Below are 18,066 nucleotides of genomic sequence, written 5' to 3' on the forward strand. Positions count from 1 at the left end.
CAGCGTAGGCGGATTGCAAAAATCAGACGATGTAGGAGCGGACCGCCGGCACCGATGAGGTTCAAAGCCTCATTCGGTGCCGGGGAAAGCCTGAGGGTTCGCGGACAAGTCCGCTCCTACAACGCAGGCTGCTTACGCAGCCTGCTTGGGAATCGAATGGTTCGTATGCGTGATGCGGTTGTTCGCGTCGACGTAGACCAGGTCCGGCTGGTACTTGGCCATCTCGGCCTCGGACAGGCCGACGAAGGCGGCGATGATCACCAGGTCGCCGGTGGACACGCGGCGCGCGGCGCTACCGTTCACGGAGATGATGCCCGAGCCCTCTTCCGCACGCAGCGCGTACGTGACGAAGCGTTCGCCGTTGCTGATGTTCCAGGCATGGATCTGCTCGTACTCGCGGATACCCGCGGCGTCGAGCAGGTTGCCGTCGATGGCGATCGAACCTTCGTAGTTCAGCTCGGCGTGAGTCACCGTGGCCCGGTGGATCTTGCACTTGAGCATGTTGAGGTGCATGGCGGTCTCTGGAGTTTGGCGGTTACAAAAACGCCCATTCTAACGGAGGGTTGCCCGCTCCGTCGCATGGGCTTCCTCTGTCGGTGCGCTTTATGGGGGACGACGCCCGGAAACGCAAGTCCCCGTTCGTGAAGGGATTCAGTCGAAAGGCAGGTTGTCGATCAGGCGGGTCGCGCCCAACCGGGCGGCAACCAGCGCCACCAGGCCTTCCCGCTCGTCCGGAGCCGGCTCGGCAAGGTCTTCGGCACGGCGGATGGCCAGGTAATCCGGCACGAAGCCGGCGCGCTCCAGCCGGGCCTTGGCGGCCTGCTCCAGCGCCTGCCAGTTATGCCCCTGGCGAAAGAGCTCACGGGTCTGCTGCAGCGTCGAGTAGATCTGCGGCGCGCGGGCCCGTTCCTGGGGCGAGAGGTACTGGTTGCGTGAGCTCATGGCCAGGCCATCCTCTTCACGCAGGGTCGGTCCCGACATGACCTTCACCGGCAGGGAGAGGTCCCGGACCATCCGCTCGATCACCTTGAGCTGCTGGAAGTCTTTCTGGCCAAACACGGCGAGGTCCGGCTGGACCAGGCTGAAAAGCTTGGCAACCACGGTGGCTACGCCGTCGAAATGACCCGGACGATGAGCACCTTCCAGGGTTTCGGTCAGGTCGGGCACGTGGATGCTCACGCTGGAGGCCGCGCCGAACGGATAGAGCGTCGAGACCTCCGGCGCGAACAGGATGTCGCACTCCGCCTCGGCGAGTCCGGCCTGGTCCTGGGCCAGGGTGCGGGGATAGCGCTCGTAGTCCTCGCCCGGGCCGAACTGGGTCGGATTGACGAAGACGCTGGCGATCACACGGTCGGCGCGGGCACGGGCCAGCTTCAGCAGCGAATAATGCCCGGCGTGGAGGTTGCCCAGGGTCGGCACGAAGCCGACGTTCAGGCCAGCACTGCGCCAGCCGCGAACAGTGGCGCGAAGTGCAGCGGCATCGGTAACGGTCTGCATGGGGAGCCCTCAGCTGAAACTGTGTTCGACGCCGGGGAAGCGCTGTTCACGCACGTCCGCGACGTAGGCGCCAATGGCAGCCTGGATGGAATCGCGTCCAGCGAGGAAATCCTTGGAAAACTTCGGTCGTTTACCCGGTGTCAGGCCGAGCAGGTCGTAGACGACCAGCACCTGGCCGTCGCAGTCGATACCCGCCCCGATCCCGATGACGGGGATGGACAGCTCAGCCGTGATGCGTGCCGCCAGCGCCGAGGGGACGCATTCGAGAACGAGCAGGTCGGCACCGGCGGCTTCGACCGCCCTCGCATCGGCAAACAGCTTGTCGGCGGTGTCCTGGGTCTTGCCCTGGACCTTATAGCCGCCGAACTTGTTCACCGACTGGGGGGTGAGGCCCAGGTGGCTGCACACCGGGATATCACGCTCGGCCAGGGCGGAGATGACCTCGCAGATGCGACCGGCGCCCTCGATCTTGACCATGGCCGCACCGCCCTGCCCGATCAGCCGCGCAGCGGCTTCCATCGCCGTGGGAACGTCACGGTCACTCATGAACGGCAGGTCGGCGACCAGCAGCGTGGCCGACAGGCCGCGTGCCGTCGCAGCGGTGTGATAGACCATCTCGTCGACGGTCACCGGCAAGGTGCTCGAACGTCCTTGCACCACCATGCCCAGCGAATCGCCGACCAGAGCTACGTCGACACCGGCGGATTCCAGTTGGGCAGCGAAACTCGCGTCGTAGGCGGTGAGCATCACGATCTTCCGGCCTTCGGCTTTCATCGCCTTCAGACCCGGCACGGTCACCGGCTTTCGCGCCGGCGCGCTCGTTTTTTCCACGTACACGCTGTGTCGCCTCGTTGGGTGAAACGGGAATTGTCCGCCTTGATGAGCGCTAGCTCAACCAAGACTCACGAAAGCGGTATGCAGCCTTGGGTATCTATCTTCCCGAGCAGGTCGCTTACGCGCCCCACACCGGGCAACTCCGCATTGGCGGCGATATCGGCCAGGGGCATCAGCACGAAGGCGCGCTCGGCAATGCGCGGGTGCGGCACGCTCAGGCGTTCGTTGTCGATCACGTCGTCACCGTAGGCCAGCAGGTCGAGGTCCAGCGTCCGCGGCCCCCAGCGCTCGCCATCGCGAATACGACCGAAGGCACGCTCGGTCGCCAACAAGGCATCCAGAAGCTCCAGCGCCGGCAAACTCGTCTCGACAGCGATGGCCGCGTTGATGAAGTCGGGCTGCGCCACAGGCCCCCAGGGGGCCGTGCGGTAGAACCGCGAGCGCGCCGCGACAGCCACACCGGGCAACACGTCCAGGGCGGCGATCGCGGCATCGAGCCGTTCGCGCACTTCACCCAGGTTGCCGCCCAGTCCGATCAGGGCACGAACGATCACGCGCCGCCCGAATCGCCCTTGCCGCGACCACCGGGCTTGCGCCGACGGCGGCGCTTGCGCGCAGGCGCCGTGGCTGCAACGGTGGTTTCGTGCACGGGAACGCCACCGCCACCGAGTGCTGCCGCGAGCATCTCCGGCGGCAGCTGCTGCGCGTGCGCCCACCATTCACCAAGCTCACGCATGCGCTCGGATTCGTGCGCACGCAGGAGGAGGAAGTCGAACGCCGCGCGGAAACGCGGATGCGACATCAGGCGGAACACACGCTTGCGATGGATCTGCTCGAAGCGGGGCTGGAGCGACCAGATTTCTTCCATCGTGAAGGTAAAGCGGCGCGGAATAGCGACGCGCTGGCATTGCTCGCCCACCACGTGCACGGCAGCGCGCTGCCAGGCTTCATTGATGTCGAAACCCTGGGCAATCCAGCCGTGCGCCTGATCACGCACCTCACCCCACAGCAGCACGGCATAGAGGAAGGCCGGGGTGACCGACTTGCCTTCGGCGATACGGGCATCGGTATTGGCCAGGCCCTGCTCGACCAGCGCACGGAGCGCCTGGTCGCCGCGCTCGAGCGCGCGTGCGGTGGCCGGAAAGAGGAACTTCAGGAGGCCGCAGGCTTCGAGCATCCGGAAGCTCTTCAGTCCGTGACCGGCAAGGAAGAGTTTCAGCGACTCGTCGAACAATCGGGCCGGCGCGGCCTCGCCCAGCAGGTGACCCAGCGAGGCGAACGGCGCCAGGGCTTCCTTGTCGATGGTGAAGCCCAGCTTGGCGGCGAGACGCGCCGCGCGAAGCATGCGCACGGGATCTTCGCGATAGCGCAGGTCGGGGTCACCGATCAGTCGCATGGTCTTGTCTTCGAGATCCTGCATGCCGCCGACGTAGTCGCGCACGCTGAAGTCCGAGATGTCGTAATAAAGGGCGTTGACGCGGAAGTCGCGGCGGACGGCGTCTTCCTCGATCGTCCCCCAGATATTGTCGCGAACGATCCGGCCGTCGACGATGTGGCGGTCGCCCTCACCCCCCGTGCCGTCCTCACCCGTGCCACGGAAGGTGGCCACCTCGATGATCTCCGGCCCAAAGACGACGTGGGCCAGCCGGAAGCGGCGGCCGATCAGGCGGCAATTGCGGAACAGCCCCTTGACCTCGTCCGGGGTGGCGTTCGTCGCCACGTCGAAGTCTTTCGGGTGACCGCCTAGCAAGAGGTCGCGCACGGCACCGCCGACCAGGTAGGCCGCGAACCCCGCGTCGTGCAGACGATAGAGGACGCGCAGCGCGGCCTTGCTGATGTTCTTGCGGGAAATGGAGTGGTGTTCGCGCGGGATGACGCTGAGCGTCGGCGCAACCTCATTCCTGGTTTCGGGATTCAAGCGGTCGTGGTCCTGGCGGGCGCGGTGGCGTCCTTCAAGTGGGAAATGTAACGAATTAGACCCCGGCCGACGAGCCTGCAAAAAACCGTTGCCCGGCTCCGGGATTTCGCTATACTAGCGCGCTTCGTACCCCACGTACGACCTGCTCCCTTCGTCTAGTGGTCTAGGACACTGCCCTCTCAAGGCGGGAACACGAGTTCGAACCTCGTAGGGAGCACCACTTTTCCTCTTTCGGCGCCCATTCTTCGCATGACCTTTGTCGTCACTGACAACTGCATCAAGTGCAAGTACACGGATTGCGTCGAGGTTTGCCCGGTGGATGCCTTCCACCAGGGCCCAAACTTCCTGGTGATCAATCCGGACGAGTGCATCGACTGCACCCTGTGCGAGCCGGAATGCCCGATCAACGCGATCTACCCCGAGGACGACGTCCCCGCGGGTCAGGAAGTGTTCGTCGCGCTGAATGCCGAGCTCGCCAAGGCCTGGCCGGTCATTACCGAGCGCAAGGACGGCCTCCCGGACGCCAAGGAATGGGAAGGCAAGCCGGGCAAGATCGACCTGCTCGAGCGCTGATCCACCCCCGAACATCACGAAAAAACGGCCTCACGGCCGTTTTTTTGCTTTTGTAGGAGCCGATTCATCGGCGATAGGGTGCTTGCCAGAACCCTGCCCGCTGCCGCGGGTTCGCCGATGAATCGGCTCCTACCAACAGCTGCGCTTCGTTTTCAGAGTTACCCATAAAAAACGCCGCCTCGAGGGCGGCGTTTTTTATGCAGCGGCTAGCAGGCTTACTTGCTGCCCATCCGCGACTTCAGCGCGTCGACCACGCGACGGACGCCATCGGCGTCGCCCTGGGCACGGACTTCGCTGCCGGTGCCGCTCGGATTGATGGTCAGCACGACCGTGTGGCTCGCGCCCTGCGCCGAGGCCGGGGCGTCCTTGGCGTCCTGGTTTGCGTCCTTGCCACCACCGAACATGCGGCGGAACAGGCCCGGACGGGCTTCCGGACGGCCAGGCTTCGCGGCGATCTGGTAGGTATGGTTGGTGTCGTCGTGCGAGATCACGCTACCCAGGTCGCCCTGGGCCAGCTGTTCGCCGATGCGCTTGTAGGCGGTCTCGACATCGTCAGCCAGGATGAAGCCGTCGGAGACCGGCGCGGCGTTGGTTGCAGCGGCATTGGCCGCCGCGGCACCCGAGCCCACTTCCGGAATCACCAGAGCGGCGCTCGTCGACGGCGTATCCAGGCCCGGCGGAATCTCGAGCGGAGCTTCCTGCTGGGCACGATCCCAGTCCTTCTTCGAGCGGAACGCACCGCAACCGGACACCAGCAGGGCGGAAAGAATCAATGCCGGGACGACCAGCGCGTACGAGGTTTTCTTCATGAACTCGGGTTCCGTTGAATAAGGTTGCTTCAGGCAGCGGACGACAATGGTGCCAGAGCGGCGAGCGTTTCGCGCACCCTGTCCAGCGCCGGGCCCGCTTCCAGCTCGACCAGGGGCAGCCGTGGAGCGGCCGAACCGAGCCCCAGGGCAGCCAGACCGGCCTTGACCGGGATGGGGTTCGGCGCACAGTTGAGCGCGTCGATCAGCGGGGCCAGCCGTGCCGATTCCCTCGCAGCCCGCTCCGGGTCGCCCGAACGGGCGGCATCGCAGAGGGCGCGGAAGGCTTCGGGCACAAGATTGGCCACGACCGAAATGGTTCCGGCAGCGCCCGCCAGCATGGCCTGTGGGGCCGAGCCGTCGTCACCGCTGAGGTAGACGAAATCCGGACGAATAAGTTCCGCGAGGGCGCGAATGCGCTCGGCGTCGCCCCGGGCTTCCTTGATGCCGATGATGCCCGGATGGTCGCGCAGTACCGCCACGGTCTCCGGCGCGATGTCGCAGCCGGTGCGCGGGGGCACGTTATAGAGGATGACCGGCAGGCCGCCCTCATCCGCCACGGCGAGGAAATGCCGGCGCATGCCTTCCTGGGTCGGGCGAACGTAGAACGGCGCGACCACCAGGGCCACGTCCGCACCCAGGGTCTTCGCGAGGCGTGTGGTGGCAATGGTTTTCGCGGTACCCGCCTCGCCGGTGCCGGCGATGACGGGAATGCGGTGGTTCACGTGCTTCACGGCGAAGCCGAGCAGCCGCTCGAATTCGTCGTGCTCGAGAAAGTGGGACTCGCCCGTGGACCCGGCGACCACGACAGCCTGGGTGCCACCGGCGATCTGCTGGTCGAGCAGTCGGCCGAACGCGTCTAGATCGAGGGAGCCGTCGTCGGCGAACGGCGTCGCCAGCGCGGTGATACTTCCGGAGATGTCCAAGGTGAAACCCGTTGAGTTACCAGCCGTTCGCATGTTACCGGGGCACCTGCGGCGAGTCCATTCGGGGCGTGCACCCATCATTCCATGCGGAGTGTCTTGCTAGCGTGCGACGGGGCCAAGTAAGCTCGGGCCCGTAGCGACGCCCTGCGCCCCGCGGGTCGCGCCATCGGTAGTCGAGCCTTGAATCGTTCCGCAGTACGCAGCACCACCACCGACAACCAGCTCCTCATCTCGACGCTGTCGCCGGCACACCGCGCCCCGATCCTCGCGCTGGCCAAGCGCATCGCGGATTCCGGCTGCAACATGGCCGACGCCCGCGTCTCCACGATCGGCAACGACACCTCCGTGATGCTGCTCGCCTCCGGCGCCTGGGACGCCGTCGCCAAGCTGGAAACGGCGCTGGGCAAGCTCGCCCGCGACGAAGAGCTACAGATTGTCCATTACCGCACCACGCCGCGGGAGCCCACCTCGCACCTGCTGCCTTACCTGGTCGAAGTGATCGCCGCCGACCGGCCCGGCATCCTGGTCAAGATCATCGAGTTCTTCTCGCGCCGCGACATCAGCGTCGAGCAGCTCACCTCCATGCGTTATCAGGCCATGCAGACCGGCGCCGAAATGTTCCAGGCGCAGATCACCATCGGCATTCCGTCGGAGACGCATATCGCCGCCTTGCGCGACGATTTCCTCGAGTTGTGCGATGGCCTCAATCTCGACGCCATCATGGACCCCGTGAAGTTCTGACCCAAGGGAAGACAAACCTACGCATGATCGGCAAGGGCAAGAAGCTACCCAAACTCGAAGGCGCGCTGGGCGATGGCACGAGCCTGTCGCTGGCCTCCCTCCACGGCAAGTGGGTCGTGGTCTTCTTCTACCCGAAGGACAACACGCCAGGCTGTACGAACGAGGCGAAGGACTTCCGCGATCTCTACGGACAATTCCAGGCCCGAAACGCCGAAGTCATCGGCGTGTCCCGCGACTCCGTGCGTTCGCATGCGAACTTCGCGACCAAACACGAACTGCCCTTCCCACTTGTCTCCGATGCCGACGAGGCCTGGTGCCAGGCCTTCGACGTCATCCATGAGAAGGTGCTGTATGGCAAACGCTACCTCGGCGTGGTCCGCAGCACGTTCCTGATCGACCCCAACGGCAAGCTCGCCGCGGAATGGCGTGGGATCAAGATCCCCGGCCACGCACGAGCCGTTCTCGAGAGTGTTCCCACCGCGTGACGGATACCGCGTCATGCGGCTCCTCCCCCCGGCCGTCGCCGTGCGGCCGGTATTGCAACCTCTGCAAGAGGTCACTTCCGTATGACCGGAAGCAAGCGCATCTACGCCCTCGACACCAACGTGCTGCTGCACGACCCGACATCGCTGTTCCGCTTCGAGGAGCACGACGTCTTCATACCAATGACGGTGCTGGAGGAACTGGACGACAAGAAGAAAGGCGGCTCGGAAGTTTCGCGCAATGGCCGCCAGGTAAGCCGTTTCCTCAATGAACTGATCGAACACGGCGGCGGCGATGGCATCCGCAACGGCGTGGAACTGATCAACCCGCAGGGCATCAAGCTCAAGCGTGGTGCCGTGGGTCGGCTGTTCTTCCAACAGCGCACGGGCCACGGCAACGGCAAGGCCGACAACCAGATCCTGGCCGCCGTCATCGATCTACGCGACCAGTATCCCGACCGGCCGGTCATCCTCGTCTCCAAGGACATCAACCTTCGGATCAAGGCGTCGATCTACGGCATCACCGCCGAAGATTACGAGAACGACCGCGCGCTGGATGACTTCGCCCTGCTCTTTACCGGCTCGGACGAGCTCCCCGAAGACTTCTGGACACGGCATCCGGAACTGCGCTCCTGGAACGAGCGTGGCCGCACGTTCTATGAAGTGGACATGCTCGAGGAAGAAAACTGGTACGCCAACGAATGCCTGTACATGCCCGGCGAGAACGATGTCGAGCTGCGCGTACTGGAAATTCGCGGCGATGAGGAGAACCGCAAGGCAAAACTCGTCCTGCTCGACGATCACACGCATGCCGCGCACGGCGTGTGGGGCATCGCGGCGCGCAATCGCGAACAGAATTTCGCGATGAACCTGCTGATGGATCCCGACGTCGACTTCGTCACCCTGCTGGGCACGGCCGGTACCGGCAAGACCCTGCTCGCGCTCGCGGCAGGCCTGGCCCAGGTGATGGACCAGCAGCGCTATCGCGAAATCATCATGACCCGCGCCACGGTCTCGGTCGGCGAAGACATCGGCTTCCTGCCGGGTACCGAGGAGGAGAAAATGACGCCGTGGATGGGCGCCCTGACGGATAACCTCGAAGTACTCGCCAATCCGGAGGAAGGCGGTTCCTGGGGTCGCCAGGCAACCAACGACCTGCTCGCGTCACGCGTGAAGATCCGTTCGCTGAACTTCATGCGTGGCCGCACCTTCCTCAGCCGCTATCTCATCATCGACGAGGCCCAGAACCTCACACCGAAGCAGATGAAGACCCTGATCACGCGCGCCGGCCCAGGCACGAAGATCGTCTGCCTGGGCAACGTCGAGCAGATCGACACGCCGTACCTGACGGAGACCACATCGGGCCTCACCTACGCGGTGGACCGCTTCAAGATGTGGGCCCACTCGGGGCACATCACGCTCAAGCGCGGCGAGCGGTCGAGACTGGCCGATTTCGCTTCCGAAGCGTTGTAAGCAGCAGCAAAAGCGCGGGTAGCGATGCCCGCGCTTTTTTACCGGATAGCTCGCTGCGCGAGCTCATGCTCTTAATGTAGGAGCCGATTCATCGGCGAAAGCCAACGGAGCGGTAACGCCGTAAGCCTGTCACCGCCTATGACGCGGGTTGCACTGGAGAGCCGCGAGGGGCAAGGCCCTTGGGGCCGCAGGCGCGGCTCTTCGAGACGGGCCGTAGCACCGCGTTCGCATTCCATGTGAACTGAGCGGCCCTCAGCTTATGCGGCCCCAAGGGCCTTACCCCTCGCGGCACCAAACGTCGAAGTTCGTTGTGGTCGAGAGCGCACCGCCGACAAACATGCCGCGCGCCCGCTATCGTAGGAGCCGATTCATCGGCGAACGCTCTTGCCTTACAGCTATCCTTTCGCGATGACCAAGACCGTCAAAGCCAAAGCCAAACCCAACACCCTGACCATCGCCGGCTCAGACTCCGGCGGCGGCGCAGGCATCCAGGCTGACCTCAAGACCTTCCACGCGCGCGGTACGCACGGGCTCACCGCGCTCACCGCGGTGACGTCGCAGAACACCCGCGGCGTCACCGCGGTTCATACCCTGCCCCTTGCGCACATTCGCAGCCAGATCGATGCGGTGTTCGATGACTTCCCTATCGCGGCGGTGAAAACCGGCATGCTCGGCAGTGCGGCAGTGACCCGGCTGGTGGCGAAGGAAATGCGTGTGCGCAAGCCAACGTGGCTGGTAGTGGATCCCGTGATGATCGCCACCAGCGGTGCACGCCTGCTCGACGACGATGCGATCGAAGCGATGGTGACCCGCCTGATCCCGCTGGCTGACGTGCTTACGCCGAACCTGCCCGAAGCCGAAGCCCTGCTTGGTCGCCCCCTGGGGCGTGACATGGACGCAGTGGGTGCTGACTTGCTCGCCCTCGGCGCACGTGCCGTGTTGTTGAAAGGCGGCCACGGAAAAGGCCGCCAGGTGGTCGACCGTTTTTACGACGCGAGGGGCGTGATTGAAGTTCGGCACCCTCGCCTGCCCATCGAGGGTCATGGCAGCGGCTGCACCCTGGCCTCGGCCGTGGCGGCGGCCCTGGCTCGGGGCAAATCGCCGCATGTGGCTGCCCGCGAGGCGATTGCCTGGGTGAACAAGGCCTTCCAGCGCGCCTGGAAGCCCGGTGGCGGCGCGGTTCATGTGCTTGGGCATTAAGGCCGGAGTATCCTAGGCGCGTTGATACAGGCCGCGCGCGGCCCTACGTATCGCTTGTCCTGGTCGAGTCCAACCCATGAATTTCCTCGGGCCCCGCTTCATCGTCCTGTATGTGCTGATCCTGTTCACGCTCTGCGTGTTGCTGGTGCATCTGCGCGGACGCTCACGCCTGCGCTTCGATCGCCAGCTGGTCGATCACTCGGCCATCTTCGCGCCGTACAACCTGCTGATGTACGCCTTCTCCGCCGTGCCAGCGCGGCCGATCCTGGATCGCGCCGGATTCCCGCAGCTCGATCTGCTGCAGGGCAACTGGGAGAAGATCCGCGAAGAAGCCATGCACCTGTTCGACGAGGGCTTCATCCGCTCCGCGGAAAAGCACAGCGATGCCAGCTTCAACTCGTTCTTCAAGCAGGGCTGGAAGCGTTTCTATCTGAAATGGTACGGCGAGCCGCTGGCCTCGGCCGAGGCGCTCTGCCCGGAAACGGTGAAGCTGCTCAACGCCATCCCGAGCGTGAAGGCGGCAATGTTTGCCCTGCTTCCGCCGGGTAGCAAGCTCAATCCGCACCGCGATCCGTTCGCCGGCTCGCTGCGCTACCACCTGGGACTGATCACGCCGAACTCGGACGACTGCCGCATCTTCGTCGACGGCGAAATGCACGCGTGGCGCGACGGCAAGGACGTCGTGTTCGACGAGACCTACGTGCACTGGGCCGAGAACCGCACGGACCAGACCCGCGTGATTCTGTTTGCCGACGTCGAGCGCCCTTTGAAGAGCCGCCTTATGACCGGCATCAACAAGCGCGTCGGCGCCTTCATGGGCTCGATCACCGCATCGCCGAATGATGACGAAAGCAGCGAACAGGTCGGCTTCGTCAATCGCATGTTCGCGATGAACAACCGCGGGCGCGACCGCACACGGAAGTTCAAGAAAGCGAATCCGAAGCTGTTCCGCGTGATCAAGTACATCGGCATCGTGCTGATGATCTGGCTGATCTTTCTGGCGCCGTACCCCTTCTTTCGCGGCAACAACTGATGCCATGACGCGACTCGCCTTCGGTGCGTGGACGTCGCGGCGCAGAGCCTTCGGCGTGGCGCGGTGAGGCGCAGAGCTTTCGGCCTTGCGGGGTGAGGCGCAGAGCCTTCGGTGCCCACCCTCGCTGCTCAGACAGGTCCTCCGCGCTTCGTACCGGAAAGTCCGCTGCGCGGACCATGTTTCTATTGGCCTACGGCCGCTCCACTTGTGCGGAACTCGCCTCGAGGGTGGGCACCGAAGACTCTTCCCATCCCTGAGGTTCGTGCGGTCGAGCCGACGAAGCAACGCCGCTTCGGCGGCTGGTTCGTCGCCATCGTCAAGCGGCCAACTCAAGCACGCCGAGCGCGATCGCCCGCGCGAGGATGCGCGGCGGCAAGGAATGCGCTCACCGATCTGGAATGTCCGTACCACCACGACTGCCGTACCGGCCTCTGGCGGACACACCCACGCCAACGGCTCTCCGTCCGGTTGACCGTATCGTCGTGAGAGACCTTGGTGTCCACCCTCGAGGCGAGTTCCGCACAAGTGGAGCGGCCGTAGGCCAATAAGAACATGGTCCGCGTAGCGGACTTTCCGGTACGGAACGCGGAGGACCTGTCTGAGCAGCGAGGGTGGACACCAAGGTCTCCCCGCGAGACGCCCAAGTGTACGAGGCGACGGCGAAGCCGAGCCCGCGAGGCCGAAGGCGAGCCATGCGCGAGGTGCGAGGTGCGAAAGAATGTCCGACCTGACAGCCACGATGATCCAAAAAAAAGACCCCGCATTGCTGCAGGGTCTCTCTTCACCACCTGGCGAACGACTTACGCCGTAGCGCGGAGCCGCTCGACGATCGCGTCGCCGAAGGTATCCGTGGTACCGGTGCCGCCAACGTCCGGCGTCGTACGGTCGCGGGCTTCCATCACGTCGCGGATGGCGGCGCGCAGGCGCGTGGCCTTGGCGACCATGTCGAGGTGGTCGAGCATGTCCGCGGCAGCGAGCAGCAGCGCGCACGGGTTGGCCTTCTTCTGGCCGGCGATATCCGGAGCGGAGCCGTGGACGGCTTCGAAGATCGCCGCGTCCTTGCCGATGTTGGCACCCGGCGCGAGACCCAGGCCGCCGACGAGACCGGCGCAGAGGTCGGAGAGGATGTCGCCGAACAGGTTCGTCGTGACGATCACGTCGAACTGGTACGGGTTCATCACCAGCTGCATGCAGGCGTTGTCGACGATCATTTCGCCGAACTCGATGTCCGGGTAGTCCTTCGCCACTTCGCGCGCCACCGTCAGGAACAGGCCCGACGAGGTCTTCATGATGTTGGCCTTGTGCACCGCCGTGACCTTCTTGCGACCCTTCTTGCGGGCCATCTCGAAGGCGTACTTGCAGATGCGCTGCATGCCCGGGCGGGTGTTGCGGATCATCGAGGTGGCGACTTCGGAATCACCCTCACCCGTGGTGGTCTGGCCTTCGGCCAGGTACGCACCCTCGGTGTTTTCACGCACCGTGATGATGTCGATGTTCTCGTAACGCGCCTTCGTGCCCGGGAAGCTGATCGCCGGACGGACGTTGGAGTAGAGGTCGAACTTGCGACGCAGGGTCACGTTGATCGAGGTGAAGCCACCGCCGATCGGCGTGGTCAGCGGGCCCTTCAGCGCGACCTTGTGTTCGGCGATCTTGTCGATCGTGTTCTGCGGCAGGAGATCGCCATGCTTCTCGAGGGCAACCACGCCCGCGTCGACGTAATCGTACTTCAGACCGCAGTCGAGGGCGTCGAGAACGCGAATGGTCGCGTCCATGATCTCGGGGCCGATGCCGTCGCCGGGGATCACGGCAATCGTCTTGCTCATGGGGATAACTCCTGAAGGGAAGCGGGTCGCATGCGGCGCCAAAGGCGCGCGCGGGGAGAAAAATCGCCCAATTATCGGCGATCCGACCCACTTCCTTCAAGGATGCCGCCCCGACCGGAGCGGCATGGACGCAATTCAGGCCGCCGGGTGGTCCGCGCAGGCTTCGGCGTCGGTGGCCACCTCGCCTTCCAGCGAGTCGAGGAAATCGACTGCGCGGCGCAGATGGGGGATCACGATGGAGCCGCCGACCACGAGGCCCACGCTGAAGACTTCGAAGAATTCATCGCGGTTGACTCCCGCTTCCTTGCACTGGGCGACGTGGTAGCTGATGCAGTCGTCGCAGCGCAGGACCATCGAGGCAACCAGGCCGAGCATCTCCTTGGTCTTCACGTCCAGGGCGCCCGCACGGTACGTCTGGGTGTCCAGGGCAAAGAATCGGCGGACGACCTGGTTGTCCTCACCGAGGATGCGCTCGTTCATTCGCTTGCGAAACGCGGTGAACTCTTCGACGCGGTTATCGCCCATCAGTGCGCTGCCTCGAGGATTTCGGCCAGGCGGCCGCTACGGTCGGCTGCCGAGAGGTCGTCGAAGCCGCCCACGTGCGTGCCGTTGATGAAGATCTGCGGCACGGTGCGGCGGCCACCGCTCTTTTCGAGCATGAGGTCACGCTGGGCCGGATCCATGTCGATGCGAACCTCGTTCCACTCCAGGCCCCTGGCCTTGAGGAGGTTCTTGGCGGCGACGCAGTAAGGGCACACCGCGGTGGAATAGATGGTGATATCGGGGGTGGACATGGAGGGGGATGCTCCGGAAACGAATAGCCAAAAGATGGCGTCGCAGGGCGAATTTTGCAAGACGGGCGAACCCCGCCCCGCCGGCGCGGTCAAAGGCGATCGGACTCCCACGGCTGTGGAAGTTATCTATCCGTTTGGTGATGGTATCGTCCCCGACCTATGCGCACGCCCCTGCCCCGCCTCGCCCTGCTCGCTGCCAGCACCCTGGTCACCTTCGCCGTGGGTGCCCAGGACAACGTGCGCCTGCCCGACCTGGGCAGCTCCGCAGCCGGCCTCCTGAGCCCGCGCGAGGCGAATGAGTACGGCGACCAGATGCTCCGCCAGATGCACACCCTCGGGCTCACCGTGGACGATGCCCTGGTCGACCAGTACATCAACGACCTCGGCTTCCGGCTGGTCGCCGCCAGCGACCGGCCGAAGGACCACTTCCAGTTCTTCATCGTCAACGACAGCCAGATCAACGCCTTCGCGGCGCCGGGTGGCTACATCGGAGTGAACGCCGGACTGATCGACATCACCACCAGCGAGAGCGAGCTGGCGGGCGTGATCGCGCACGAAATCGGCCATATCACCCAGAACCACCTCTATCGCGCCTTCGAGGACTCCAAGAAGAACGCCCCGCTCATGGCCCTGGTGTTGCTCGGCGCGATCGCCGCCGGCGCGGGTGGCGGGGCCGGTGACGCCGCCCCGGCGGTTCTCATGGGGGGCCAGGGCCTGATCATGCAGCGGCAGATCAACTTCACCCGAAAGGACGAGATCGAGGCCGATCGCACCGGCATCCAGACCCTGGCCAATGCCGGCTACGACCCGGAAGCCATGGCCGAGTTCTTCGGGCGCATGCAGGACACCCTGCGCGTGGGCGAGGACGAAGAGGCGCTGCCGTCGTTGCTGCTGACCCATCCGGTCACCCTGGAGCGCATCAGCGATGCCAAGGGACGCGCACGGGCGATCGAGCAGCGCAACGCCGGCAAACCGCGCCAACCCACCCTGGACAAGGCTTCCTGGGAGAAGAGCACGGCACCCGTGCTTTTCGTCAAGGACAACACCCAGCTGGCCCCGAATCGCAACAAGATCGTTCCCGATAGTGCTGGCGACACCTACGCCCTGATGCGCGAACGCATCCGCGTGCTCTCCAGCGATGCCCGCAAGCTCGCGGATATCTACGCCACCAACCTCAAGCGCAAGGACTTCGACACGGCGGCGAACCGTTACGGCTACGCGATCGCCCTTATCCGCAGCGGCCACGGCATGCAGGCGGCGGAGCAGATCCAGCCCCTGCTGGTCAGCCAGCCGGCCAGCGTGGTGCTGCGACTGGCTTTGGCCGATGCCTACGTGGAGGCTGGCCGCCACGGCGACGCCATGGCGATCTACAAGACCCTCCACGAAAACTCGCCGCGCAACGGCGCCGTCACCCTGGGCTACGCCCGGGCCCTGACCGATACCGGCCGCGCCGACGAATGCCGGACGGCGGCGGCCCTCCTCAAGCCCATGCTCGACGACAGCGAAGACCCGGAAATCTTCCGTACGTTCGCCCGCGCCAGCGAGCGTGCGGGCGATTCGGTGCGTGCGGCAGAGGCTTATGCCGATAGTGCGTACCTCGCGGGGCGTCCGTTCGACGCGATGGAGCAACTGCGCCGCCTGCTCAAACGTGACGACCTGGACTACTACCAGCGCTCCCGGATCCAGGCCCGGATCAGCGACCTGACCCCGCTCCTGCTGGAGTTGCGCAAGAAACGCGTGACAACGGATGACAACCCGGACGGGCGTAGTCAGTAAGCCGGCGTCGCAAGATTCGGTGGACTTTCGTGACAATTGTCATTGCCGTGTAACACAGCATGGCTGCAATATGACCGTCACAGCCAACGAGCGGCCTTACGCGTGCATAAACGCATTCTCATCGTGGAAGACGAAGCTTCGATTCGCGACATGGTCGCTTTCGCGCTTCGCAAGGCGGGTATGGACGCGGCTCACGCCGCGGACGCCCGCGCCGCACAGATGGCCATCTCCGAGCGTGTGCCGGACCTGATCCTGCTCGACTGGATGCTCCCGGGCACCAGTGGACTGGAACTGGCTCGCCGGTTGCGCCGCGAGGAGCTCTCCCGGGAAATCCCGATCATCATGCTCACCGCCCGCGGCGAGGAGATGGACCGGGTGAACGGCCTGGAAGCCGGCGTCGACGACTACGTCATCAAGCCCTTCTCCACCCGCGAGCTGATCGCCCGGATCAAGGCGGTGCTCCGCCGCAGCCAGGGCGACGACGGGTCCGGCATCGTCGAACTGGGCGGCTTGCGCATCGACGGGCCTGCCCATCGTGTATTCGCCGGCGAGGAAGCCGTGCCGATCGGGCCAACCGAATACCGTCTCCTCTTCTTCTTCATGACGCATCCGGAGCGCGTGTACTCGCGTGCCCAGTTGCTCGACCATGTCTGGGGCGGCAGCGTGTACGTGGAGGAGCGCACGGTGGACGTCCACATCCGCCGCCTGCGCAAGACGCTGGAGCCGTGGAAGCTCGACGACATGGTGCAGACCGTTCGCGGTGCGGGTTACCGCTTCTCCGCGAATACCTAGGCTAGCGCGGGGTAGCCGCGCTATCTTGGGCGCCATGTCACCTCGCATCCTTACTTCCTGGCGACTGCCAGCCGCGTGCGCCGCCCTGCTTCTCGCGGGCGGCGTCGTTGGCGCGCTCGTGGGTGCGGCAGTGGCTGGCGTGACCGTTGTCGCGCTGGCGGAAATCGTCGCACTGCTGTCGCTGTTCCGTCACAAGTCGGGGCCAATGTTGCAATCGTCCGCCACACCCGCCCCCGAGTATGACCGTCTCATGACCCGCACCCGCCGTATTGCATCCCGCCTGCGCGATCTGCGCAGTGCGGCCGGGACCCTTCCCGATGCCGTGGTCCTCCTGGATCACTCGCTGCATGTCCGCTGGTTCAACCACGCGGCGGAAGAATTGCTCGGCCTGAAACGTCCGCGCGATCGCGGCCGCCTCCTGGCCGACCTCATGCGCAACTCCGAGTTGGCTGAGTGGCTCTCCGAAGGCGCGCGCGAACCGCTCAACGATGTGACCGCACCGGGCCATCCGAACCGCCACGTTACCGCCACCTTGCTGCCATTCGGCAGCCGCCAGCGCCTGTTGTTGGCCAGAGACACCAGCCATCTGACACGCCTGGAGCAAATTCGCCGGGATTTCGTCGCCAACGTGTCGCACGAACTGCGCACGCCGCTGACCGTCATCCACGGCTACCTCGAGCTACTCGATCCCGAAGACGTGCCTGAACTGGCACCCGTGCTCGACGAGATGCGCGCGCAGTCAAAGCGCATGGGACAGATCGTCGAAGACCTCCTCACCCTGTCACGCCTGGAAACCCAGGACCACGTGGCCGACGAACATGTGCAGATGGCCCCGTTGCTGGCCAGCCTGCGCAAGGAGGCCGAGGCCCTGAGCCAGGGCCGGCACACCGTCTCGCTCGACATGGCGACGGCCTTCGATGTCCTCGGCTCGCCGAAGGATCTGCACAGCGCGTTTTCGAATCTGGTCAGCAATGCCGTGCGCTACACACCTACCGGCGGGCGTATCGCCATCCGCTGGGCAGACTCCGAAGGCGGCGGCGCGAAGTTCTCCGTGCAGGATTCGGGCTTCGGCATTCCGGCCACCCATATCGCGCGCCTGACCGAACGTTTTTACCGCGTGTCGTCCAGCCGCTCGCGTGATTCCGGTGGCACCGGCCTGGGCCTGTCCATCGTCAAGCACGTGCTCAACCTCCACCAGGCCCGCCTGGTGATCGAGAGCGAACCTGGCAAGGGCTCGACGTTTGCCTGCGTCTTCGGTAGCGACCGCCTCCTCGATGGCGCCCGGCTGCAGGAAGCCGCCGGCCTGCACCTGTAATCGATGGCAGGCAAGCGCCGCCCGGTTGCTGCGATGCCGCTTTCCGGCATGATGACCGATAGGCCACCATCGGGTGTCGTGAA

At 64.9% G+C, this 18,066-nt stretch carries 19 protein-coding genes and 1 tRNA gene; 10 read left to right on the forward strand and 10 right to left on the reverse strand.

All coding sequences use genetic code 11. The features are described from left to right. Positions 1 to 132 precede the first annotated feature (132 nt). The 5 genes from panD to pcnB all read right to left on the reverse strand — a co-directional run bounded on the left by panD (position 133) and on the right by pcnB (position 4,249). A complete protein-coding gene (gene panD, locus HB634_RS09030; RefSeq protein ID WP_046967327.1) occupies positions 133 to 513 on the reverse strand; it encodes an aspartate 1-decarboxylase in 381 nt (126 codons plus the stop codon). A 138-nt stretch (positions 514 to 651) separates the two neighbouring features. Beyond that, on the reverse strand, positions 652 to 1,497 hold the full coding sequence (gene panC, locus HB634_RS09035; protein ID WP_213948340.1) for a pantoate--beta-alanine ligase: 846 nt from the start codon (positions 1,495 to 1,497) through the stop codon (positions 652 to 654). 9 nt (positions 1,498 to 1,506) lie between these two features. Continuing rightward, a complete protein-coding gene (gene panB, locus HB634_RS09040; protein ID WP_213948341.1) occupies positions 1,507 to 2,334 on the reverse strand; it encodes a 3-methyl-2-oxobutanoate hydroxymethyltransferase in 828 nt (275 codons plus the stop codon). 65 nt (positions 2,335 to 2,399) lie between these two features. Then, positions 2,400 to 2,882: a 2-amino-4-hydroxy-6-hydroxymethyldihydropteridine diphosphokinase gene (folK, locus tag HB634_RS09045; protein WP_063570398.1), complete on the reverse strand. Its 483-nt coding sequence runs from the start codon at positions 2,880 to 2,882 to the stop codon at positions 2,400 to 2,402. After that, positions 2,882 to 4,249, reverse strand: a complete 1,368-nt coding sequence (pcnB, locus tag HB634_RS09050) for a polynucleotide adenylyltransferase PcnB (protein WP_063570393.1) — start codon at positions 4,247 to 4,249, stop codon at positions 2,882 to 2,884. The genes folK and pcnB overlap by 1 nt, the downstream gene beginning before the upstream one ends. A 144-nt stretch (positions 4,250 to 4,393) precedes the next feature. Here pcnB and HB634_RS09055 point away from each other — a divergent pair. Then, positions 4,394 to 4,469: transfer RNA gene (locus HB634_RS09055), tRNA-Glu, on the forward strand. 29 nt (positions 4,470 to 4,498) lie between these two features. Then, the gene (fdxA, locus tag HB634_RS09060) at positions 4,499 to 4,822 is read left to right on the forward strand and encodes a ferredoxin FdxA (RefSeq protein ID WP_159890442.1); all 324 of its coding nucleotides are present in this window, start codon (positions 4,499 to 4,501) and stop codon (positions 4,820 to 4,822) included. A 215-nt stretch (positions 4,823 to 5,037) separates the two neighbouring features. Here fdxA and HB634_RS09065 read toward each other — a convergent pair whose 3' ends face one another. Continuing rightward, on the reverse strand, positions 5,038 to 5,631 hold the full coding sequence (locus tag HB634_RS09065) for a hypothetical protein (RefSeq protein ID WP_063570391.1): 594 nt from the start codon (positions 5,629 to 5,631) through the stop codon (positions 5,038 to 5,040). A gap of 29 nt (positions 5,632 to 5,660) precedes the next feature. Further along, positions 5,661 to 6,554 (reverse strand): 4-hydroxy-tetrahydrodipicolinate synthase, encoded by an 894-nt coding sequence (gene dapA / locus HB634_RS09070; RefSeq protein ID WP_063570390.1) that lies wholly within the window; start codon positions 6,552 to 6,554, stop codon positions 5,661 to 5,663. 180 nt (positions 6,555 to 6,734) lie between these two features. Between dapA and HB634_RS09075 the strand changes: the two genes are divergently transcribed. From HB634_RS09075 to HB634_RS09095, 5 genes are all read left to right on the forward strand, one after another. Next, entirely contained in the window at positions 6,735 to 7,295 is a 561-nt protein-coding gene (locus tag HB634_RS09075; RefSeq protein WP_231873817.1) for an ACT domain-containing protein, read from the forward strand. A gap of 23 nt (positions 7,296 to 7,318) precedes the next feature. Then, the gene (locus HB634_RS09080; RefSeq protein ID WP_063570388.1) at positions 7,319 to 7,780 is read left to right on the forward strand and encodes a peroxiredoxin; all 462 of its coding nucleotides are present in this window, start codon (positions 7,319 to 7,321) and stop codon (positions 7,778 to 7,780) included. 81 nt (positions 7,781 to 7,861) lie between these two features. After that, on the forward strand, positions 7,862 to 9,250 hold the full coding sequence (locus tag HB634_RS09085) for a PhoH family protein (protein ID WP_063570387.1): 1,389 nt from the start codon (positions 7,862 to 7,864) through the stop codon (positions 9,248 to 9,250). Positions 9,251 to 9,658: 408 nt separating this feature from the next. After that, positions 9,659 to 10,450: a bifunctional hydroxymethylpyrimidine kinase/phosphomethylpyrimidine kinase gene (thiD, locus tag HB634_RS09090; RefSeq protein WP_213948342.1), complete on the forward strand. Its 792-nt coding sequence runs from the start codon at positions 9,659 to 9,661 to the stop codon at positions 10,448 to 10,450. A gap of 76 nt (positions 10,451 to 10,526) precedes the next feature. Continuing rightward, the gene (locus HB634_RS09095; protein ID WP_213948343.1) at positions 10,527 to 11,483 is read left to right on the forward strand and encodes an aspartyl/asparaginyl beta-hydroxylase domain-containing protein; all 957 of its coding nucleotides are present in this window, start codon (positions 10,527 to 10,529) and stop codon (positions 11,481 to 11,483) included. A gap of 800 nt (positions 11,484 to 12,283) precedes the next feature. On the opposite strand, the gene HB634_RS09100 is transcribed toward HB634_RS09095, so the two are convergent. The 3 genes from HB634_RS09100 to grxC all read right to left on the reverse strand — a co-directional run bounded on the left by HB634_RS09100 (position 12,284) and on the right by grxC (position 14,100). Then, entirely contained in the window at positions 12,284 to 13,306 is a 1,023-nt protein-coding gene (locus tag HB634_RS09100; RefSeq protein ID WP_063570385.1) for an isocitrate dehydrogenase, read from the reverse strand. A 135-nt stretch (positions 13,307 to 13,441) separates the two neighbouring features. Then, positions 13,442 to 13,831 carry a carboxymuconolactone decarboxylase family protein gene (locus HB634_RS09105; protein ID WP_213948344.1) on the reverse strand — a complete coding sequence of 130 codons (390 nt, stop codon included), beginning with the start codon at positions 13,829 to 13,831 and terminating at the stop codon, positions 13,442 to 13,444. Beyond that, a complete protein-coding gene (gene grxC / locus HB634_RS09110) occupies positions 13,831 to 14,100 on the reverse strand; it encodes a glutaredoxin 3 (RefSeq protein ID WP_063570383.1) in 270 nt (89 codons plus the stop codon). Before grxC ends, HB634_RS09105 begins: the two co-directional genes overlap by 1 nt. 159 nt (positions 14,101 to 14,259) lie before the next feature. Here grxC and HB634_RS09115 point away from each other — a divergent pair, with 159 nt between their 5' ends. The 3 genes from HB634_RS09115 (at position 14,260) to phoR (ending at position 17,983) form a co-directional block, all read left to right on the forward strand. Further along, a complete protein-coding gene (locus HB634_RS09115; RefSeq protein ID WP_213948345.1) occupies positions 14,260 to 15,876 on the forward strand; it encodes a M48 family metalloprotease in 1,617 nt (538 codons plus the stop codon). Positions 15,877 to 15,978: 102 nt separating this feature from the next. After that, a complete protein-coding gene (phoB, locus tag HB634_RS09120) occupies positions 15,979 to 16,668 on the forward strand; it encodes a phosphate regulon transcriptional regulator PhoB (protein ID WP_063570381.1) in 690 nt (229 codons plus the stop codon). A 34-nt stretch (positions 16,669 to 16,702) separates the two neighbouring features. Beyond that, positions 16,703 to 17,983: a phosphate regulon sensor histidine kinase PhoR gene (gene phoR / locus HB634_RS09125; RefSeq protein ID WP_213948346.1), complete on the forward strand. Its 1,281-nt coding sequence runs from the start codon at positions 16,703 to 16,705 to the stop codon at positions 17,981 to 17,983. Positions 17,984 to 18,066 lie beyond the last annotated feature (83 nt).

It is taken from the genome of Luteibacter sp. dw_328 (genome assembly GCF_018449605.1).
Lineage (GTDB): Bacteria > Pseudomonadota > Gammaproteobacteria > Xanthomonadales > Rhodanobacteraceae > Luteibacter.

Coding starts and splice junctions, on each gene's coding strand:
- HB634_RS09115 (WP_213948345.1), top strand. CDS start 14,260: ATGCGCACGCCCCTGCCCCGCCTCGCCCTGCTCGCTGCCAGCACCCTG.
- HB634_RS09100 (WP_063570385.1), bottom strand. CDS start 13,306: ATGAGCAAGACGATTGCCGTGATCCCCGGCGACGGCATCGGCCCCGAG.
- panC (WP_213948340.1), bottom strand. CDS start 1,497: ATGCAGACCGTTACCGATGCCGCTGCACTTCGCGCCACTGTTCGCGGC.
- HB634_RS09095 (WP_213948343.1), top strand. CDS start 10,527: ATGAATTTCCTCGGGCCCCGCTTCATCGTCCTGTATGTGCTGATCCTG.
- panD (WP_046967327.1), bottom strand. CDS start 513: ATGCACCTCAACATGCTCAAGTGCAAGATCCACCGGGCCACGGTGACT.
- grxC (WP_063570383.1), bottom strand. CDS start 14,100: ATGTCCACCCCCGATATCACCATCTATTCCACCGCGGTGTGCCCTTAC.
- HB634_RS09080 (WP_063570388.1), top strand. CDS start 7,319: ATGATCGGCAAGGGCAAGAAGCTACCCAAACTCGAAGGCGCGCTGGGC.
- phoR (WP_213948346.1), top strand. CDS start 16,703: ATGTCACCTCGCATCCTTACTTCCTGGCGACTGCCAGCCGCGTGCGCC.
- HB634_RS09065 (WP_063570391.1), bottom strand. CDS start 5,631: ATGAAGAAAACCTCGTACGCGCTGGTCGTCCCGGCATTGATTCTTTCC.
- HB634_RS09085 (WP_063570387.1), top strand. CDS start 7,862: ATGACCGGAAGCAAGCGCATCTACGCCCTCGACACCAACGTGCTGCTG.
- fdxA (WP_159890442.1), top strand. CDS start 4,499: ATGACCTTTGTCGTCACTGACAACTGCATCAAGTGCAAGTACACGGAT.
- thiD (WP_213948342.1), top strand. CDS start 9,659: ATGACCAAGACCGTCAAAGCCAAAGCCAAACCCAACACCCTGACCATC.
- HB634_RS09105 (WP_213948344.1), bottom strand. CDS start 13,831: ATGGGCGATAACCGCGTCGAAGAGTTCACCGCGTTTCGCAAGCGAATG.